The organism is Marinomonas hwangdonensis, assembly GCF_003721245.1.
Taxonomy (GTDB): domain Bacteria; phylum Pseudomonadota; class Gammaproteobacteria; order Pseudomonadales; family Marinomonadaceae; genus Marinomonas; species Marinomonas hwangdonensis.
The window spans coordinates 166,708-182,475 of sequence record NZ_RIZG01000003.1 but is presented as its reverse complement, the minus strand read 5'-3'; the positions used below and the strand labels follow the sequence as shown (position 1 = coordinate 182,475).

Annotated in this window: 16 protein-coding genes; 6 read left to right on the top strand and 10 right to left on the bottom strand. The window is 45.6% G+C overall.

Going from position 1 to position 15,768, the window contains the following annotated elements; translation table 11 throughout:
* Positions 1-22: 22 nt before the first annotated feature.
* The 6 genes from EBI00_RS06420 to EBI00_RS06395 form a co-directional block, all read right to left on the bottom strand.
* A complete protein-coding gene (locus tag EBI00_RS06420; protein WP_123095103.1) occupies positions 23-772 on the bottom strand; it encodes an HvfC/BufC N-terminal domain-containing protein in 750 nt (249 codons plus the stop codon).
* The gene (bufB, locus tag EBI00_RS06415; RefSeq protein ID WP_123095102.1) at positions 756-1,652 is read right to left on the bottom strand and encodes an MNIO family bufferin maturase; all 897 of its coding nucleotides are present in this window, start codon (positions 1,650-1,652) and stop codon (positions 756-758) included. Before bufB ends, EBI00_RS06420 begins: the two co-directional genes overlap by 17 nt.
* A gap of 11 nt (positions 1,653-1,663) precedes the next feature.
* Positions 1,664-1,945, bottom strand: coding sequence for a BufA1 family periplasmic bufferin-type metallophore (locus EBI00_RS06410; protein WP_123095101.1), 282 nt, complete (start codon positions 1,943-1,945; stop codon positions 1,664-1,666).
* Between the two features lie 106 nt (positions 1,946-2,051).
* Positions 2,052-2,246, bottom strand: a complete 195-nt coding sequence (locus tag EBI00_RS06405; protein ID WP_123095100.1) for a zf-HC2 domain-containing protein — start codon at positions 2,244-2,246, stop codon at positions 2,052-2,054.
* Position 2,247: 1 nt separating this feature from the next.
* Entirely contained in the window at positions 2,248-2,889 is a 642-nt protein-coding gene (locus EBI00_RS06400; protein ID WP_123095099.1) for an RNA polymerase factor sigma-70, read from the bottom strand.
* Positions 2,890-2,943: 54 nt separating this feature from the next.
* Entirely contained in the window at positions 2,944-3,504 is a 561-nt protein-coding gene (locus EBI00_RS06395) for a gamma carbonic anhydrase family protein (protein ID WP_123095098.1), read from the bottom strand.
* 156 nt (positions 3,505-3,660) lie between these two features.
* Here EBI00_RS06395 and prlC point away from each other — a divergent pair, with 156 nt between their 5' ends.
* From prlC to EBI00_RS06375, 4 genes are read left to right on the top strand one after another with little or no spacing between them, the layout of a single operon-like run.
* A complete protein-coding gene (prlC, locus tag EBI00_RS06390; protein ID WP_123095097.1) occupies positions 3,661-5,691 on the top strand; it encodes an oligopeptidase A in 2,031 nt (676 codons plus the stop codon).
* A 25-nt stretch (positions 5,692-5,716) separates the two neighbouring features.
* On the top strand, positions 5,717-5,977 hold the full coding sequence (locus EBI00_RS06385; RefSeq protein ID WP_123095096.1) for a YheV family putative zinc ribbon protein: 261 nt from the start codon (positions 5,717-5,719) through the stop codon (positions 5,975-5,977).
* Between the two features lie 34 nt (positions 5,978-6,011).
* Complete coding sequence (locus EBI00_RS06380) at positions 6,012-6,722, top strand: HipA family kinase (protein ID WP_338322918.1); 711 nt, start codon at positions 6,012-6,014, stop codon at positions 6,720-6,722.
* A complete protein-coding gene (locus EBI00_RS06375; RefSeq protein ID WP_123095094.1) occupies positions 6,719-7,534 on the top strand; it encodes a DUF3037 domain-containing protein in 816 nt (271 codons plus the stop codon). The genes EBI00_RS06380 and EBI00_RS06375 overlap by 4 nt, the downstream gene beginning before the upstream one ends.
* A gap of 76 nt (positions 7,535-7,610) precedes the next feature.
* On the opposite strand, the gene EBI00_RS06370 is transcribed toward EBI00_RS06375, so the two are convergent.
* The 3 genes from EBI00_RS06370 to EBI00_RS06360 form a co-directional block, all read right to left on the bottom strand.
* Positions 7,611-9,530, bottom strand: a complete 1,920-nt coding sequence (locus EBI00_RS06370) for an alpha-amylase family protein (protein ID WP_241556967.1) — start codon at positions 9,528-9,530, stop codon at positions 7,611-7,613.
* A gap of 211 nt (positions 9,531-9,741) precedes the next feature.
* Positions 9,742-10,281 (bottom strand): DUF3750 domain-containing protein, encoded by a 540-nt coding sequence (locus tag EBI00_RS06365; protein WP_123095092.1) that lies wholly within the window; start codon positions 10,279-10,281, stop codon positions 9,742-9,744.
* A gap of 192 nt (positions 10,282-10,473) precedes the next feature.
* Positions 10,474-11,112 carry an NAD(P)H-dependent oxidoreductase gene (locus tag EBI00_RS06360; protein WP_123095091.1) on the bottom strand — a complete coding sequence of 213 codons (639 nt, stop codon included), beginning with the start codon at positions 11,110-11,112 and terminating at the stop codon, positions 10,474-10,476.
* 222 nt (positions 11,113-11,334) lie between these two features.
* Between EBI00_RS06360 and sstT the strand changes: the two genes are divergently transcribed.
* Complete coding sequence (gene sstT / locus EBI00_RS06355) at positions 11,335-12,555, top strand: serine/threonine transporter SstT (RefSeq protein ID WP_123095389.1); 1,221 nt, start codon at positions 11,335-11,337, stop codon at positions 12,553-12,555.
* Between the two features lie 88 nt (positions 12,556-12,643).
* Here sstT and EBI00_RS06350 read toward each other — a convergent pair whose 3' ends face one another.
* Positions 12,644-14,290: a methyl-accepting chemotaxis protein gene (locus EBI00_RS06350; RefSeq protein WP_123095090.1), complete on the bottom strand. Its 1,647-nt coding sequence runs from the start codon at positions 14,288-14,290 to the stop codon at positions 12,644-12,646.
* A gap of 256 nt (positions 14,291-14,546) precedes the next feature.
* Between EBI00_RS06350 and EBI00_RS06345 the strand changes: the two genes are divergently transcribed.
* Positions 14,547-15,764, top strand: coding sequence for an MFS transporter (locus EBI00_RS06345; protein ID WP_241556966.1), 1,218 nt, complete (start codon positions 14,547-14,549; stop codon positions 15,762-15,764).
* Positions 15,765-15,768 lie beyond the last annotated feature (4 nt).

The window sequence follows — 15,768 nt, the reverse complement described above, 5'->3', positions numbered from 1 at the left end:
CTTTTCCTTAGTGGGTGAGCCTTTAGGCGTTTGAAATATTCGTTAATAATTGCCAATCAATCAGTTTTGCTAGGCTGACGCCAAGGCCAAAATGATCATCGTCGGGTATTGCCTCGCCCAATATTTTGCCTTGCAGAAGATGACGAATAAAAATCGCTTCGGGTTGGCTAACAATATGGCAGTCGCCATATAGATTGGACTTAGAGATGAGTAAGTACTCGCTTTTTTCTACTTGAATGTTTGCTAGCGATATGGAGTCTGGGTTTTTGTGGGCGAGATAAATTGACCCGATAGCATAGGGCGCCGCCACAATGTGTGTGCTTGAGGCCAGACTCAGCCGTAAGCGCGCTGGGTCATCCGCGTTATGAAACGCGGCCGAAATTTGTTCTCCTTTTAGACTTGTATGTTCCTGCGTGTTAGTAAGCGCCAATAAAGTAAATTCCAGTGCGGCTAGGTCACTTAAAAAAGCCAGACCTTGGGCAGGCTCAAAGTCACGAATAAAAGCGGCAAAGTCATCACCATAATCGCTGATGATGGCGCTTTTAGGGGGATGTTTCTGAACGTAGACTCTTGCCATGGCACGGAAAAAATCTTCGCCCACAATGGTTTGTGTCACAGGAAAAATATCGGCCAGTGTGTCTATTAGGGAAACAAAAATATTATTGCGGTACACGTTAAAACGCGCGGCCTTTTCGTCTTCCGAGTGGCCTTTTATATTTTCATAGAAGGCGTTGCTTTGATGGAACAAAGCCGCTTTAAAGGACGTATTCATCACGTTTTTCCCTCCGTGCTATGGCTCTTAATGTGTCAGCGTATTGCGCTTCGGCCAGTAATTCAGTGAGAGCAGGCAAATTGCCATCCCGTTCAATGAGCGTCGGTCGGTCTCCTATTGTGGTTAAGGCGTGCTGATATAAGTCCCAAACGTTATGGCAAATAGGCTGGTCATGACTGTCTATTTTTAAGGGCACTATGGGGTTGTTATCTAATGTGTGTCCAGCAAGATGAAATTGCCCAACCGTTTCTGCTGAACAGGCATTAATGTATTCGTAGGGGTTGCCGCCATGATTAAAGCAAGACACTTCGATGTTATTGATGTCTAGCAAGAGTCCACAACCGGTTCGCTTAATCATTTCACGAATGAAATCCGTCTCGCTGCGATCACTGTGCTGAAACTCAAAATAGGTAGACGGGTTTTCAATTAAGACTTGGCGTTTTAGCGTCGATTGCAGTTGATCTATGTGTTCGCAAACGCGGTTAAGTGTGGCTTGATCATAGGCCACGGGCAACAAATCATTCATAAAGGCGTTATCGTGGGTCGACCAAGCAAGGTGTTCAGAGAAAATGGCTGGCTGAACATCGTGTACCAGTTGAGCCACGCGCTTCAAATGCGCAGTGTCCAATGGCGTTTCACCGCCGATAGACAAACCAACACCGTGTATCGTAACAGCGTAATGCGCTCGAATGTGTTGCAAAAAATGTCGGGCGGGGCCGCCTTGGCTTAGATAATTTTCCGCATGGATCTCGAAAAACCCCAGTTCTGGGCGATTGTTCAAAATCTCATTGTAATAAGAGGGCTTTAGGCTGACGCCTGTTTTTTGTGTCAAGCTGGAAGGCGCTGACGCGCCTTGGCTTGATGTAGACGAAGATAACATGGTTATCTGTCTTAGAAGGCTTTTAATTGGCCATGGCCAGTCGAGGAAGTTTTCGACTCCATGTCCATACAAGTGCCCGCTGGCACAAGTTTCCACGCATTAGATTGGTAGTCGGTTTTTGAAGAGCCAGCACAGGATGTTCCAGGGCCAGCCGCACAGTCATTTTGGCCTGCTAACGCAACGCCATAGCATTTTTCCTTGCTAGCGGCTTCGGCAGGTGCGGCAACCGCCACAGTAGACAAAACGATAGCGGTACCAAGTGCAAGAGATAAAGACGATTTCGTGTGTTTCATGATGAGAACCTCATTGTTGTATGCAGGGATAAGACAGCATGTCTTATTGTTACAAAGCTTTGACGTCTCTTGATTTGGTTTTCTTACACGAAAAGAAAAAGAATTTTTATTTTTTTGTTTCTGGCACTTCGCCTTTGGTATAACTTTTTGAAATATGGCGTAATTCTTCCATTTGTTTACCAAACTGGCGACAGGATGGGCAGAGTGTGGTGTGCATTCCTATGGCCATTTTTTCTTTTCTGGTAAGAGGGCGATCCAGCTTTTCAGAGAGTAATTGCGTCGCTTGTTGGCAATTCATCATATTAGATGACCTCCTTTTGATACCAGTTGTCTTCAAGGCACTCGCGAAGTCGAAGGCGTGCTCGATATAAGGTGACATTGAGGCTAGTAACCGATATCGCTTCATTGTGGCAAATTTCTGCTGTGTCCATTTCCAAGAATTCGCGCATCATGAATAAGCGTCCGTATTTATTCGGAAGTGCCTGCAAGCAAGCGTCAAATACTCGCCAAAAGTGCTCGTTTTCAACGCCATGGTCTGGGTCGTTCCATTTTTTTGGCCGTTCACTTTTTTGCCAGCCCCCATTGTCATTGAACAATTGTTCCAACAAGGCTTCGCCATTATCGTTTGGCCCATCTTCTAATTGGCTCGCCGCTGTCAGGCGTTTCTCTTTGCGTAGCAAGTCAATGAGCTTATTTTTCAGGATCGAAAATACCCAGGTTTTCAGTGCGGCTTGACGGCCAAAACGATCAATATTTTGATAGGCCGATAGCATGGCTTCTTGAACCGCATCTTCTGCTAATTGGCTGTCACGTACCTGCAGTTGCGCAAATTTAATCATTTGGGTACGCAGGTCTTCCATAAAGAGACGGTCGTAAAAAAGTCCTGCCGATGGTGCGCTAGGCGTTAACTCGGATGCATGAGCAATGTTACTATCGTTGATCATTTAAGCCTCATATTCACTTGTATTAGACGCAGCAAAGGCGCTTTTATTACTGTTTTAAAGTGGATTGGCAGAATGAGCTTGATCCGCCTCTGCAAGATATTCGTCTTTCAGCTTGACGTAATTTAATCCAGCGTACTGAAAATATTCGATTTCTTTGTCATTCAGTGGCCGGATTTGTTTCACTGGAGATCCCATATACATAAAGCCAGTTTCCAAACGCTTGCCAGGTGGTACCAAAGAGCCCGCGCCGATAATGACTTCGTCTTCAATCACCGCACCATCAAGAATGGTGGTTCCCATGCCAACCAAGACTCGGCTGCCAATGGTGCAGCCATGCAACATGGCCATGTGCCCCACGGTGACGTCGTCGCCAATGGTCAGAGGATGACCCTCAGGCTTGTAAGTACTCGCATGGGTAATGTGCAGACAAGAATTATCTTGAATGCTGGTGCGTGCACCAATGCGAATGCGGTGCATATCGCCGCGTATAGCGACCAATGGCCAAACCGAGCTGTCTTCGCCTATGGTGACATCGCCAATAAGCACAGCGCTGTCATCGACCCAAACTCGGTCGCCTAATTGTGGTGTTTTACCACGGAAAGATTTCATCACCATACATCCTCTCTCATTGTTGGGGCCACGAATAAATGAAGGAACTATTAACACAATAGGGTTTAATGCATTGAAAAAGTATTAAGACAACCTATCTTAGTAAGCATAGTATTGACCAATGCAATACAGCGTTCAATTAATATAAAAGGATATCATGATATGTCACAGTCTGTATGGGACGCGACCAGCTTACCGAATTTTACCGACGTCGATGTTGCGAACATCGAAGCGGATCTAGAGAAACTACTGAAGCACAATCAATCGGCAATAGACGCCTGTGTGAGCGAAAACACTCAGCCTACCTGGGAAAGCCTTGTTTTGCCTTTGGATCAATTGCACGACGACCTAAACAATTTTTGGTCGCCAATTGGCCATTTGAATTCCGTAAAAAACACCCCAGAATTGCGTGCGGCTTATAACGCCTGCTTGCCAAAATTGACGCAGTTTTATACAGATCTTGGCCAGAACAAAGCCTTGTATCAAGCGTATAAAAATCTTGCTGAAAGTGAAGCAGCAAAAGAGCTGAATCAAGCACAAATCGAAGCCTTGACTCAAACGATCCGAGATTTTGAATTGTCTGGTGTGGGTCTAGAAGGCGAAGCCAAAAAACGCTATGGCGAGATCAGCCAGCGTTTGTCTGAGTTGGGCAGTCAGTTTGGTGAAAACGTGTTGGATGCGACACAAGCTTGGAGCAAGTTAATCACCGACGAAAGCGAGCTGTCTGGTTTGCCTGAATCGGCCCTAGCACAAGCGAAGCAAATGGCCGAAGCCAAAGAAAAGGACGGTTGGTTGTTCACCTTAGACTTTCCGTCGTACATGCCTGTAATGAGTTACGCTGACAACGCCGCGTTGCGCGAAGAAATGTATCGTGCTTTCGCCACACGCGCCTCAGATCAAGGTGGCGACATCAAATTCAATAACGCGCCTTTGATCGACGAGATTTTGGCATTGCGTCATGAGATGGCGCATATTCTCGGTTTTGAAAACTACGCTGAATTGTCCGTCGCGACAAAAATGGCGGACAACGGACAGCAAGTTATCGACTTCTTGGAAGATCTTGCTAAAAAATCAAAAAGCTCGGCAGAACAAGATCTTGCACAGCTAACAGCGTTTGCGAAAGACGAAAATGGCGTGGAAACATTGAATGCTTGGGACATGACTTACTACGCAGAAAAATTGCGTCAGCATAAGTACAGTATTTCTCAAGAAGAGCTGCGCCCTTACTTCCCAATGAACAAGGTTTTGTCTGGATTGTTTCACGTGGCACAAACTTTATTCGGCGTGGATATTCGCGAAGAAAAAGAATTTGATAGTTATAACAAGAATTTGCAACTTTTCACTATCAGCAAAGACGGTGAGGACATTGCTCGCTTTTATCTAGATCCTTATGCGCGTGAAGCAAAACGCGGTGGCGCATGGATGGATTCTTGTCGTACTCGTCGTCGCTTGAGCGACAATCGTTTGCAACTACCCATTGCGTATTTGGTATGTAATTTTACGCCACCTATCGGTAACAAACCGGCTTTGTTAACCCATGATGAAGTCACCACCTTGTTCCACGAATTTGGTCATGGCTTGCACCACATGTTGACTCAAGTGGATGTATCTTCTGTATCGGGCATTAACGGTGTGGCATGGGATGCTGTCGAGTTGCCCAGTCAATTTATGGAAAACTGGTGCTATGAGCCAGAAGCTCTCGCTCATATTGCAGGTCATTACGAAACAGGCGAGCCGCTGCCACAAGACTTGTTAGACAAAATGTTAGCAGCGAAAAACTTCCAATCTGGCATGCAGATGATGCGTCAATTGGAATTTTCCTTGTTCGACTTCCGTCTACACATGGAATACCAAAAAGGCATTTCTGTTCAATCCGTTATCAACGACGTACGCAGCAAAGTGGCAGTTACTACGCCGCCCGAATTTAACCGTTTCCAAACCAGTTTCTCACATATTTTTGCTGGTGGTTACGCGGCAGGCTACTACAGCTATAAATGGGCGGAAGTCTTGTCAGCCGATGCGTTCTCAAAATTCGAAGAAGACGGCATCTTCAATAAAGATACCGGTGCACGCTTCCGTGATACCATATTGGCCAATGGCGGCTCCCGTCCAGCCGCAGAATTATTCGCGGAATTCCGTGGTCGTGAGCCAAGCACCGATGCCTTATTGAGACACAGCGGCATCGCGGCGTAAACGTTATTTTAAGGCAGAGAGAATCATGACAGTAAAACGCTTTATTGCAGGGGTTGTTTGCCCTCGTTGTAGTGAGATGGATAAAATTCGTGCATGGCGCGATGACGAGGTTGAAAAACAATACCGTGAATGCATTTCCTGTGGTTACACAGATGAGCAGTCGACGGTTGTGCAGGCGCAACCAACGGAAATTCCAACTCGCGTCAATAAACCGCACAGCAGCGCACCGCAAGCGGAAGAAATGGTGATTAACTTTATACCCAATCCAGGTATGACCAAGCACTAGATTATTACAAGTTAGAGGGATCTTTATTGTGAAAATGATAGTGGAAGTGATTGGAAAGGTTGAACAAGGTTATAGCAATCCATATGAGTGCCTGGATGAGGATGGGAATTCTTTTATTGTTAAAGGCTTGCCTCGATCCAGTCAAATTAATGAGTGGATATGTGCTAATTTAGCAACGGATTTTGGTCTTCCTATTGCAGAATACGAGCTAGTTGAAATACCTGAAGAGCTATATTTTGAATTAGATTTTGATACTCAGTTTGATCTAGGTTGCGGCCCTATTTTTGGTTCGAAGAAAATCCAGTTGGCGCAGTGGTTTGAGCCTAAAACGATGCAGCATATCGTCACTGAAGAGGAAAAGTTAAAGATTTTCCTTTTTGATTATTGGGTGAAAAATGCTGATAGAAATAGTGATAACACGAACCTTTTGGTTAGTGATAAGCGTGTTAGAGTAATCGATCACAATAATGCTTTTGATAAAAAATACACGAGAAGTGATGTATTAAATCATCTTTTTTATGATCAGATTAACAAAAAATGGCTCAATGATTTGGTGTTTAGAGCCGATTTTATTGGACAGGTTGAAGATATTTTACTTAATTTAAATAACATTATTGGTTCTCTGCCAGAAGAGTGGCAGTATAGTGATTCACCTATCAATACCCTTAAAGCAGATGTTGATCTTGTTGCAATAGAAAACACTTTAAGCCGTTATACTGACGATGATTTTTGGTTTTTTGTATGAAAAAATATGCTTGCAAATACGTTGTTCTACGCTTTGCTCCCTACAGTGAAACTGGCGAGTTTGCCAATGTGGGCGTACTTCTTTATTCAAAAAGCCGTAATTTCTTTGTATTCAAGTTAGATACATCTGATATTGGTGCTAGGGTATCAAGGTTTTTTCATATTGATGATAAGCAAGTGTTCAAGTTTGCAATGGCTTCTTATCAGAAAGAATTAGCTTTTATTCAAGAACAAGTATCTCACCATTACATGACCGCACAAGAGGCTTTTGATTTCTTGGTGAAGCCTCGTGCAACCTTGCTGCGTTTTAGCGAAGTTCGAACCGTTATAACGGACTCAATTGACGGAACACTTGATAGCATATTTGCTCGTATGGTTAGCCACAGCTCAAGTTCTCAGGCTAAAAATAGGCAAAAACTCAGCAGCCTTTTAAGGTCTCAATTAAATTTTTTGCGCCTGGAAAGACCGTTTAGGCAGCATAGGTTTGCAAAAAGTGGGTTCGAAGCAACTTATAACTTTACGCAATTAGGTGAACAAGGCGAACCATTAAAGCTAATTCAACCTATTGAGCTAAGTGATCGACTGACTCCAAAAGAAATTTTTGAAGTGGTTGATGGTAATGAAGTACGTTTAAATCGTATGGCTAGCTTAGAATTGCTTCCCAAGAAAGTCCTTCTCCCGTTTTCTTTGAGCGAAAATAGGACGAAAGAAGCTGATGACGCTTGGTCTATTGTTAAAAGTGAGTTGAGCAATATTGGTGAATTAGTCGATATTCAGAATAAAGCAGCTATTGAGAAATTTGCGAAGCACTGATTAAACATAATTAAGCACACAAAAAAGCGGACCTTACTTCATCGTCGGTCCGTTTTTTTGTAAATGCTAGAAGCGATTAGTTATTAACCAACCAAAGAATATCTAACGGTTCAATAAGGCTTAATGAAGGCAAGTCTACCAACTCCTTGTTTAACAAGTTCATTGCGGTATCTTGTCCTATTAATTGGCTTAGTGATTGGCCAAGCGGCAGATGTTCAAGCGCTACCAGGTGTTCGCTCATGTTGGCGATGACGAGGAGTGTTTTATTCTCCATTTGTCGTTTAAAGGCGAACAGGTGTTCGCTGCCAAGGGGGACGAGTTCAAATTCTTGGGCGGCGAATAGGGTATTGTTCTTACGGATCTGGATCATCTCTCGAACGATCTGAGCGATTTTTCCTTGTGGTGTGCTGGTGTCTTCAGCTAGGGCAAAGTCTTGCTCTGTGAGTTTCTTACGGTGCACCCAGCGGCTATCTTCTGCTTTTGTCGGGTCGTTTAGGTAATCATCATTGTTTAGTACGCCAAGGTCGTCGCCTTGATACAGCAATGGAATGCCGGGCATGGCGAAGTTGATGCCGTTCAATAAACGAATGCGTTTGATGGCATGATCAAGTAACAGCGGATCGTCTGCGGCAATGGCTTTTTCCACACCAGCGAGTGATGCCAAGGTGCCGCAGACACGACAGTCGCCGTTGACGGGGTTTTCTTGGAATGGCACACCCGCCGCAAAAGAGCCTTCAAACTGGCCGGTATAGAACTGATTTAAGAAGCGACGGTGACCGAATCCGTCCATACCAAGACGGCTAGAAATAGCGTCGTCCCACAGCCAGCCGATGTCGTCGTGACAGCGAATGTAGTTAACCCAAGTGGTATGTTGTGGAATGCTGAAGCTGCGTTCAAGGGATTGATATAACAAATTGGTTTGACGTGTTGCCAAACTTTCCCACAGCAGCGCCATCATCAAAGGGTTATAAGACAGGGTGCACTCGTCCGCGCCAATGTATTTGTTCACTTCGTCTGGGTGAACTATGGCTTCGGATTTAAACACCACTTGTGGGGCCGCAATGTCTAGGCAAGCTTTGAATGCCTTGATGAGATTGTGCGCCTTCGGCAAGTTTTCACACACAGTGCCTTTTTCTTTCCAAACAAACGCGAGAGCGTCCAAACGTAACACATCACAGCCGTTTAGAATCAGGTGCAGCATCTCTTCCACAACAGCAACAAACACAGCGGGATTCGCGTAGTTCAAATCCCATTGGAATGAGTTAAATGTTGTCCAAACGTGGCGGTCTAATTCGGGCAAATAGGTAAAACTACCACGACGAATTTGTGGGAAAATTTCACGTACGGTTTGGTTGTATTCAAAGGCTTCCTGCTCCCCCATGAAATAGTAGTAGTCTTGGTATTCTTGTTCGCCCGATTTAGCGGCTTCCGCCCAACGATGCTCATCGGAAGTGTGGTTGAATACAAAGTCCAGCACCATGCGAATGCCTTTTTTGTGCAGCGCAGAGGCAAGATCTTTTAAATCTTTGTTGGTGCCCAAGTTTGGTGCGACTGTGCGGTAGTCAGAGATCGCGTAGCCGCCATCGCTGTTGCCTTCTGGTGAAAGATACAGCGGCATAAGGTGAACATAATTGACCCCAAGAGATTCGAAATAGGGGATCTTGTTGATCAGAGAACTTAAGTCATCAGCCAACAAATCCACGTAGACGGCAATGCCGACGTTCTTGTTTGATTCAAACCAAAATTCGGATTTATCTTTGATCTGAGCAGGGCGTTTTTTCTTTTGAAAATCGATAAAAGATTGCAACAACACTTTAAGATGAAAGTGCAGGTCAAAACAGTGTTGATAAAGTGGAAATACCTGCTCAAACAAGGGTTGGAAATTCGTTTCTAAGCGAGAGATAAAAGTGGATTTTTGTTGTGCCGTGAGTTGGCTGAAATCCAATTCGGATAACAGACGCTGTTGTGTTTTTTTCGCTTCGAAAGAAAAATCCATGACCATTTTGCTGCCTTTTGAAAAGGGTTCGTGATGTTAAGTACGAGTTAAGTTGTTATTTTGGTTGGATCGGTGAACACGTAAATGCCCCTCGCCTGCCACTGTGAAAACGTAGCGTAAGGGGTGGTGTGGGTCAATATGATGTTTTCTAAATACGGGCTTAATTTCCGAGACAATTAGTGCCTCGGAAATCAAAGATGAAAATAAAAAATTACTCGTTGTCGGCGTAGCCACTGCCGATGGCACTGAAAGGCATGTCAAGATCGAGTTCTGGCACCTGCAAACCAATCCATGCTGGAAAGGTATTGCTGTTTGGGCCAGGGAAAACCTTGTATTCGTTTGCCCAGGGGTAGCGGGTAACGGCGTCGCTGATTTTTGGGATGAGCGTTTCCGCTTTTTCGCCAGTAAGAGAGAGTACTTTTTCTGGTCTTGCGCCAAACCAGTATCTATCTGGCGTGGCTGTTTTGTATTCGGACAAAGCCGGTAAGCCACGATTAACACGCCATCCTACGACTTCGTAAACGGTGTACTCCATCGCGTTTTTTTCCTTAGTGGCGATCCAAGTATGCACTGCAAACCAGCCGCGCCAGCTAAACGCATCGGCCGCGTAAAATTCTATAACGGCCTCTTTTTCTGTTTCTGGCGATGGTGCGATACCGGCGGGTTCGCGACTTGCGGTGCGCCAGTCATCATTGGTGGAGCAGGCGCTTAAAAATAGCGTAATGAAGAGAAGTCCTAAGTACTTTGCCATGCTTTATCCTTGAGCGGTGAGCGTATATTTGATGGTTTTATGAACATAAAGATACGGGCTTTGTGTGGTGATTGGGTCATTATTTTTTATGAGAGGCGTTGATTCCCTATTTTTTGCTACATTCATAAATTAGACATAAAAAAACGCCAGAAAGCTGGCGTCTTAGGTTTGCAGTTTTCAATAAACCGTTAATTAGTTCATTTCAGTAATAAAGTCTTCTGTTGAACGACGTACTTTTTTCAGGTCTTTCAACCAGTCGCCTTCTTCTGCGCGGTAACCTAGAGGAAGCAGAATCACAGAGCGCAGTCCGCGTTCTGTTAGACCTAGAATCTCGTCAACTTTTGCAGGATCAAAACCTTCCATTGGCGTGCTGTCTACGCCTTCTTCCGCTGCAGCAATCAATGCCGTGCCAAGACCGATGTAAGCTTGACGCGCGGCATGTTGGTAATTCACTTCAGCGTCGCGAGGAGGGTAAGCTCCCAGAATCATTTGACGGTAGTTTTCCCAGCCTTCGTTTTCAAAGCCACGTTCGTCGTTGACGAGGTCGAACATCTTGTTGATGCGCTCTTCCGTGTAGTTGTCCCATGCCGCAAACACTAACAGATGAGAACCATCCGTGATTTGCGCTTGGTTCCAAGCATGAGGGACGATGGCTTCACGTAGCGCTTTGTTTTTTACGACGATGATTTCGTATGGCTGAAGGCCGCTTGATGTTGCTGTAAGGCGAATGGCTTCTAGAATACGATCTACTTTTTCTTGCTCAACGGCTTTGCTTGCGTCCATCTTTTTGGTGGCATAACGCCAGTTCAATTTTTCTAACAAATTCGACATTTCAATTCCTTGGTAAGGTTTGTGTATGCAAGCAATATGGGGCTGATTCTGGTTGAGTACAAGTGGTGTTTTCAGCAGGAAATGAGGAAGTTGAATGATCGGTTAAATGTTCGATTTTGTTGATATATTGCAATAATATCTGTAATAACGCCCTAAAATGGTTCATTTTTGAGTTGGGATGCATTAAGGTGCGGGCTTAAAATTGCTATGGACCTTTTTCTAATGACAATAAAGACAACCCCTTCATTAATGCAACGCTATTTACAAGGCAGTTTGGTATTACAAATTGCCATCGGCATACTCTGTGGCGTGGCTTTGGCATACGTCTCCCCTAGTACTGCTTTGTCTGTTAGCCTGTTTGGCGATTTTTTTGTGCAAGCCTTAAAAGCCATCGCGCCTATTTTGGTTTTTTTGCTGGTCATGGCATCCATTGGGAATCATAAACAGGCCCAGCAAAGTCATATCCGTCCTGTGATTGTGCTTTATATCGCTGGCACCTTTGTTGCTGCACTCACTGCCGTGTTGTTTAGCTTTGTTTTTCCGACAGAGCTTAGTTTGGTCGCTCCTGATCTAAGTCGGAGCGCGCCTCAGGGCGTGGGCGAGGTGCTGCAGACCTTGGTATTTAAAATGGTCGATAACCCTGTTAATGCTCTGGTCCAAGGGAATTATGTTGGTATCTTGACCTGGGCGATTGGCTTCGGTTTGGGTTTACGTCATGCTTCTGAAGCTACTCAATCTGTGTTGCAGCATATATCGACCAGCGTGACGGGGATTGTATCTTTCATTATCCGCTTGGCACCGTTTGGTATCTTTGGTTTGGTTGCCAGTACGATAGCGGCAACGGGCTTTGATGCTTTATTTGGTTATTCGCACCTGTTAGCGGTATTGATTGGTGCGATGCTGTTTATCGCGTTTGTTACCAATCCATTGTTGGTGTTCTGGAAGATTCGTCGTAACCCTTATCCCTTGGTGTTTCAGTGTTTAAGAGAGAGTGGAGTCACCGCCTTTTTTACCCGCAGTTCAGCGGCCAATATTCCGGTTAACCTAGATCTTTGTAAGCGCCTAGATTTGGATGAAGATACTTATTCAGTATCTATTCCGTTGGGGGCCACCATTAATATGGCGGGCGCCGCGATTACGATTACTGTCTTGACCTTAGCGGCGGTAAATACCTTGGGTATTTCGTTGGATTTTGGCACGGCACTTTTACTGAGTGTGATCGCAGCGGTGTCAGCCTGTGGTGCATCGGGCGTCGCGGGAGGGTCTTTGTTATTGATTCCGTTGGCGTGCAGCTTGTTCAATATTCCCAATGAGATTGCCATGCAAGTAGTGGCTGTTGGTTTCATTATCGGTGTGTTACAAGATTCGGCTGAAACGGCACTGAACAGTTCAACGGATGCGTTGTTCACCGCGGCCGCTTGTCTTGCTAATGACAAGAACTAGTTAGTTCAATATCCGCTGTAGAGCAAAAACAAAGAGGGGAAGCATTTGGCTTCCCCTCTTTGTTTTTATGGTTTTTGTGGTTTCTAGTTTAAAGCTTAAATTGGGTCACCAATTTATCCAGTTGAACAGACAGCTTTTGCAAGTTGGTGCTGGAAGCGGTGAGTTCATCGGCAATTTCAGACGTTTCTGTGGTTAGCTGATTTATCTCTTCGACGCTTTTGCTCATGTCATTGACGACAAGAGCTTGTTCTTCTGTGGCGGTCGCCACTTGTATGTTCATGTCACTGATCTGGCCAATGTGTGCGGTAATTTGCTCTAGTGAATTGTTGGCTTCATTCGCTTGATTAACAACGGTGTGACTTTGGTCTTGTCCAGATTGGATGGTGGCCACGGTCTTCGCTGATTGCTCTTGAAGTTTGTCGATCATTTTTTGGATTTCATCTGTGGAAGACGCAGAGCGACTGGCGAGGTTGCGAACTTCGTCAGCGACGACAGCAAAGCCTCGACCCTGTTCACCAGCCCGAGCGGCTTCAATGGCTGCGTTTAAAGCCAGTAAGTTCGTTTGCTCAGAAATGCTGCGGATGGTGTCTAATATGCTGCCAATCGAATCTGTCTGCATCGCTAGTGAGCCAATGTCTGTACTGATGTGCTGTATTTCGGTTGAGAGAGCGGACACACCTTGGCGAGCTCTAGCAACCAATTCAGCACCGTTGTGGGCTTGTTTATCGGCTTCTTGAGCGGCTCTTGCTGCTTGAGAGGCATTTTCAGCGATGTTTTCTACCGTTGCGCCCATTTCATGAATCGCTGTGGCGATTTGTGTCGTACGATCCCGTTCGTTTAAACAGTTGGAATGGGTTGCTTTGGCTTTTGCCGCAACGTCATTTGCGGTGTGAGCCAGCTGACGCGAGTTTTCCGCGACGTTTTCCATGGCGGTGCGAACCTTGCCAATAAAGAGATTAAAATGTTGAGCAATGTCACTGAGTTCGTCCTTGCCATTCATATTCATCACAGCCCCCAAGTCCAGTTTGTCGCTGGCACTGGAAATATGTTGTTGCAAGTAGGAGACACGTTGATTAAGACGACGTAACATCAGCCACGCAAAGAAGATGGACGCCACCAGTGCGATGGCAATTAACCCCATCATATTGGTTCGGCTAGTTTTATAGTTGTTTTGGCTTTGGACATAGCTTTGTTTGCCTTGTTCTAGCAATTCGTCCAATATTTTATTGACTGCGATGCGCATGACACCATAGCTTTTGGCGTATTGGTTTTTGTAGATTGCTTGAGCCGTGGCGACATCATTATTTTCTAGCGCCGTTAGCATTGGGGCTAGCTCGTCGGTTTTTACTTTGGCAAAAATGTCGATGACTTTTTGGACTTCCGCTCTCATTTGCGGATTAACTTGAGCGTCCAGTGCTTGCTTTAACGCCATGTCCATTTCAGGGATATCTTCAGTACGGGTGTCTTTGACACGAGATAAAACGCCCCTTTCATCGCGCAAGGCGGGAATATCTTGTAGAAAAATAACGTCGATACCGACGCGCATGCGAGGAATTCGAGAGGCCACTTCGGCCAAAGAGCGCATTGGCGCGCTGGTGTTTTGAGCGAGTTGTTTGGTTTGTTCTTGAGCACTAGAAAGACCGCTTAGCCCCGCCCAACTAATCAAGAAGAGCGCAAGACAAGGAAGAGCAATAACAAGAACGAACTGTGTCTTTAGGGACAGGTTTTTTAGCATCGCGAAGGTACCTAATTAAGGATTGTTTTTATTATTATGCACAGCGCTTGATAGTCATGTTTTCTCAACGTTTTTGTCTATCTGTAACGGCATAAGTAACAGCATAGATTGCGCCTACTCAATTGTGCAAGAAAGTTTATTTTAAGTTGTGTCTCTGCGTTATGTTATCCGTGATAAATGACACTTTATCTATGATGGCAAACCGTGTTCTGAGGTTTTTAAGCGCTACCGTTTACATCACCAAGAGGAGTTTACCTTGAGCAATGCCTTTCGATCCTTATCAAACCCGAATTATCGGCTTTGGTTCAGTGGCGCTGTTATTTCCAATATTGGAACCTGGCTGCAGCGCACGGCTCAAGATTGGATCGTGATTGCAGAGCTGTCGGATAATAATGCTTCCGCCGTGGGGTTAGTGGTGTTTTTGCAGTTTGCTCCGCAAATTTTTCTGTTACCCATCACGGGCTGGGTGGCGGATCGTATGGATCGTCGTCGGCTAATGTTTATCACGCAGAGCTTAATGGCGGTATTGGCGCTCATTTTGGGGCTCTTGGTGCTCAGTGGCCATGTGGTGTTTTGGCAAGTGTGTGTCTGTGCCTTGGCATTAGGCTGTGTGGCGGCGTTTGACGCGCCTGCACGGCATGCTTTTGTTTCAGACATTGTGAGTGAAAAAGAGTTGTCTAACGCGGTGGGATTAAACTCGGTTGCGTTTAATTCTGCGCGTCTGGTCGGCCCAGGTGTGGCCGGGTTGCTCATTGCCTTAGTGGGAACTGGGTGGGTGTTTATGATCAATGTGCTGACGTTTATTCCGCTGTTGATGGCACTGCACAGCTTGAAAAAACGCATGCCTGAGGCGGTGGTGGATAACAGTAAAGCGACGCCAGATATGACACGGTTTTTGGAGGGCTTTCGGTATATTTGGTTGCATCGGGAAATGGCTGTGATTTTGGTGATGTCGTTTTTGATTTGCAGCTTAGGGATGAATTTTTCGGTGTATTTATCGGCCATGACGGTGCAGGTTTTTCAGGGCAGTGCTGATCAGTATGGTTTATTGATTTCTATGATGGCGATTGGGTCTATTTCTGGTGCCTTGGTGACCGCTGGACGTCGCTCTTCGCCGACCTTTCGTTTTATGATTTATGTGGCGCTGATGTTTTCTATTAGTTGCTTGTTGGTGGCTCTGAGCCCGTCATTTTGGTCCTTTGCTGTATTGCTAATTTTGTTGGGCCTGAGTCTTCAGCTGTTTACCACGTCAACCGCCTCTTACATGCAAGTCGCTACCGAAAAGCGTTATCGAGGTCGGGTTATGGCGGTGGTGTTGGCGACGGCACTGGGCAGCACCGCGTTGGGCGCGCCTGTGGTGGGTTGGGTGGCCGATGCGTTTGGGGCGCGTTGGTCTATCGGCATGGGGGGCGTGTCAGGTATGGCGGCAGCAGCGTTAGGCTTTTGGTTTTTGCGCCGCCGCCAAGCGACGTAAGTCA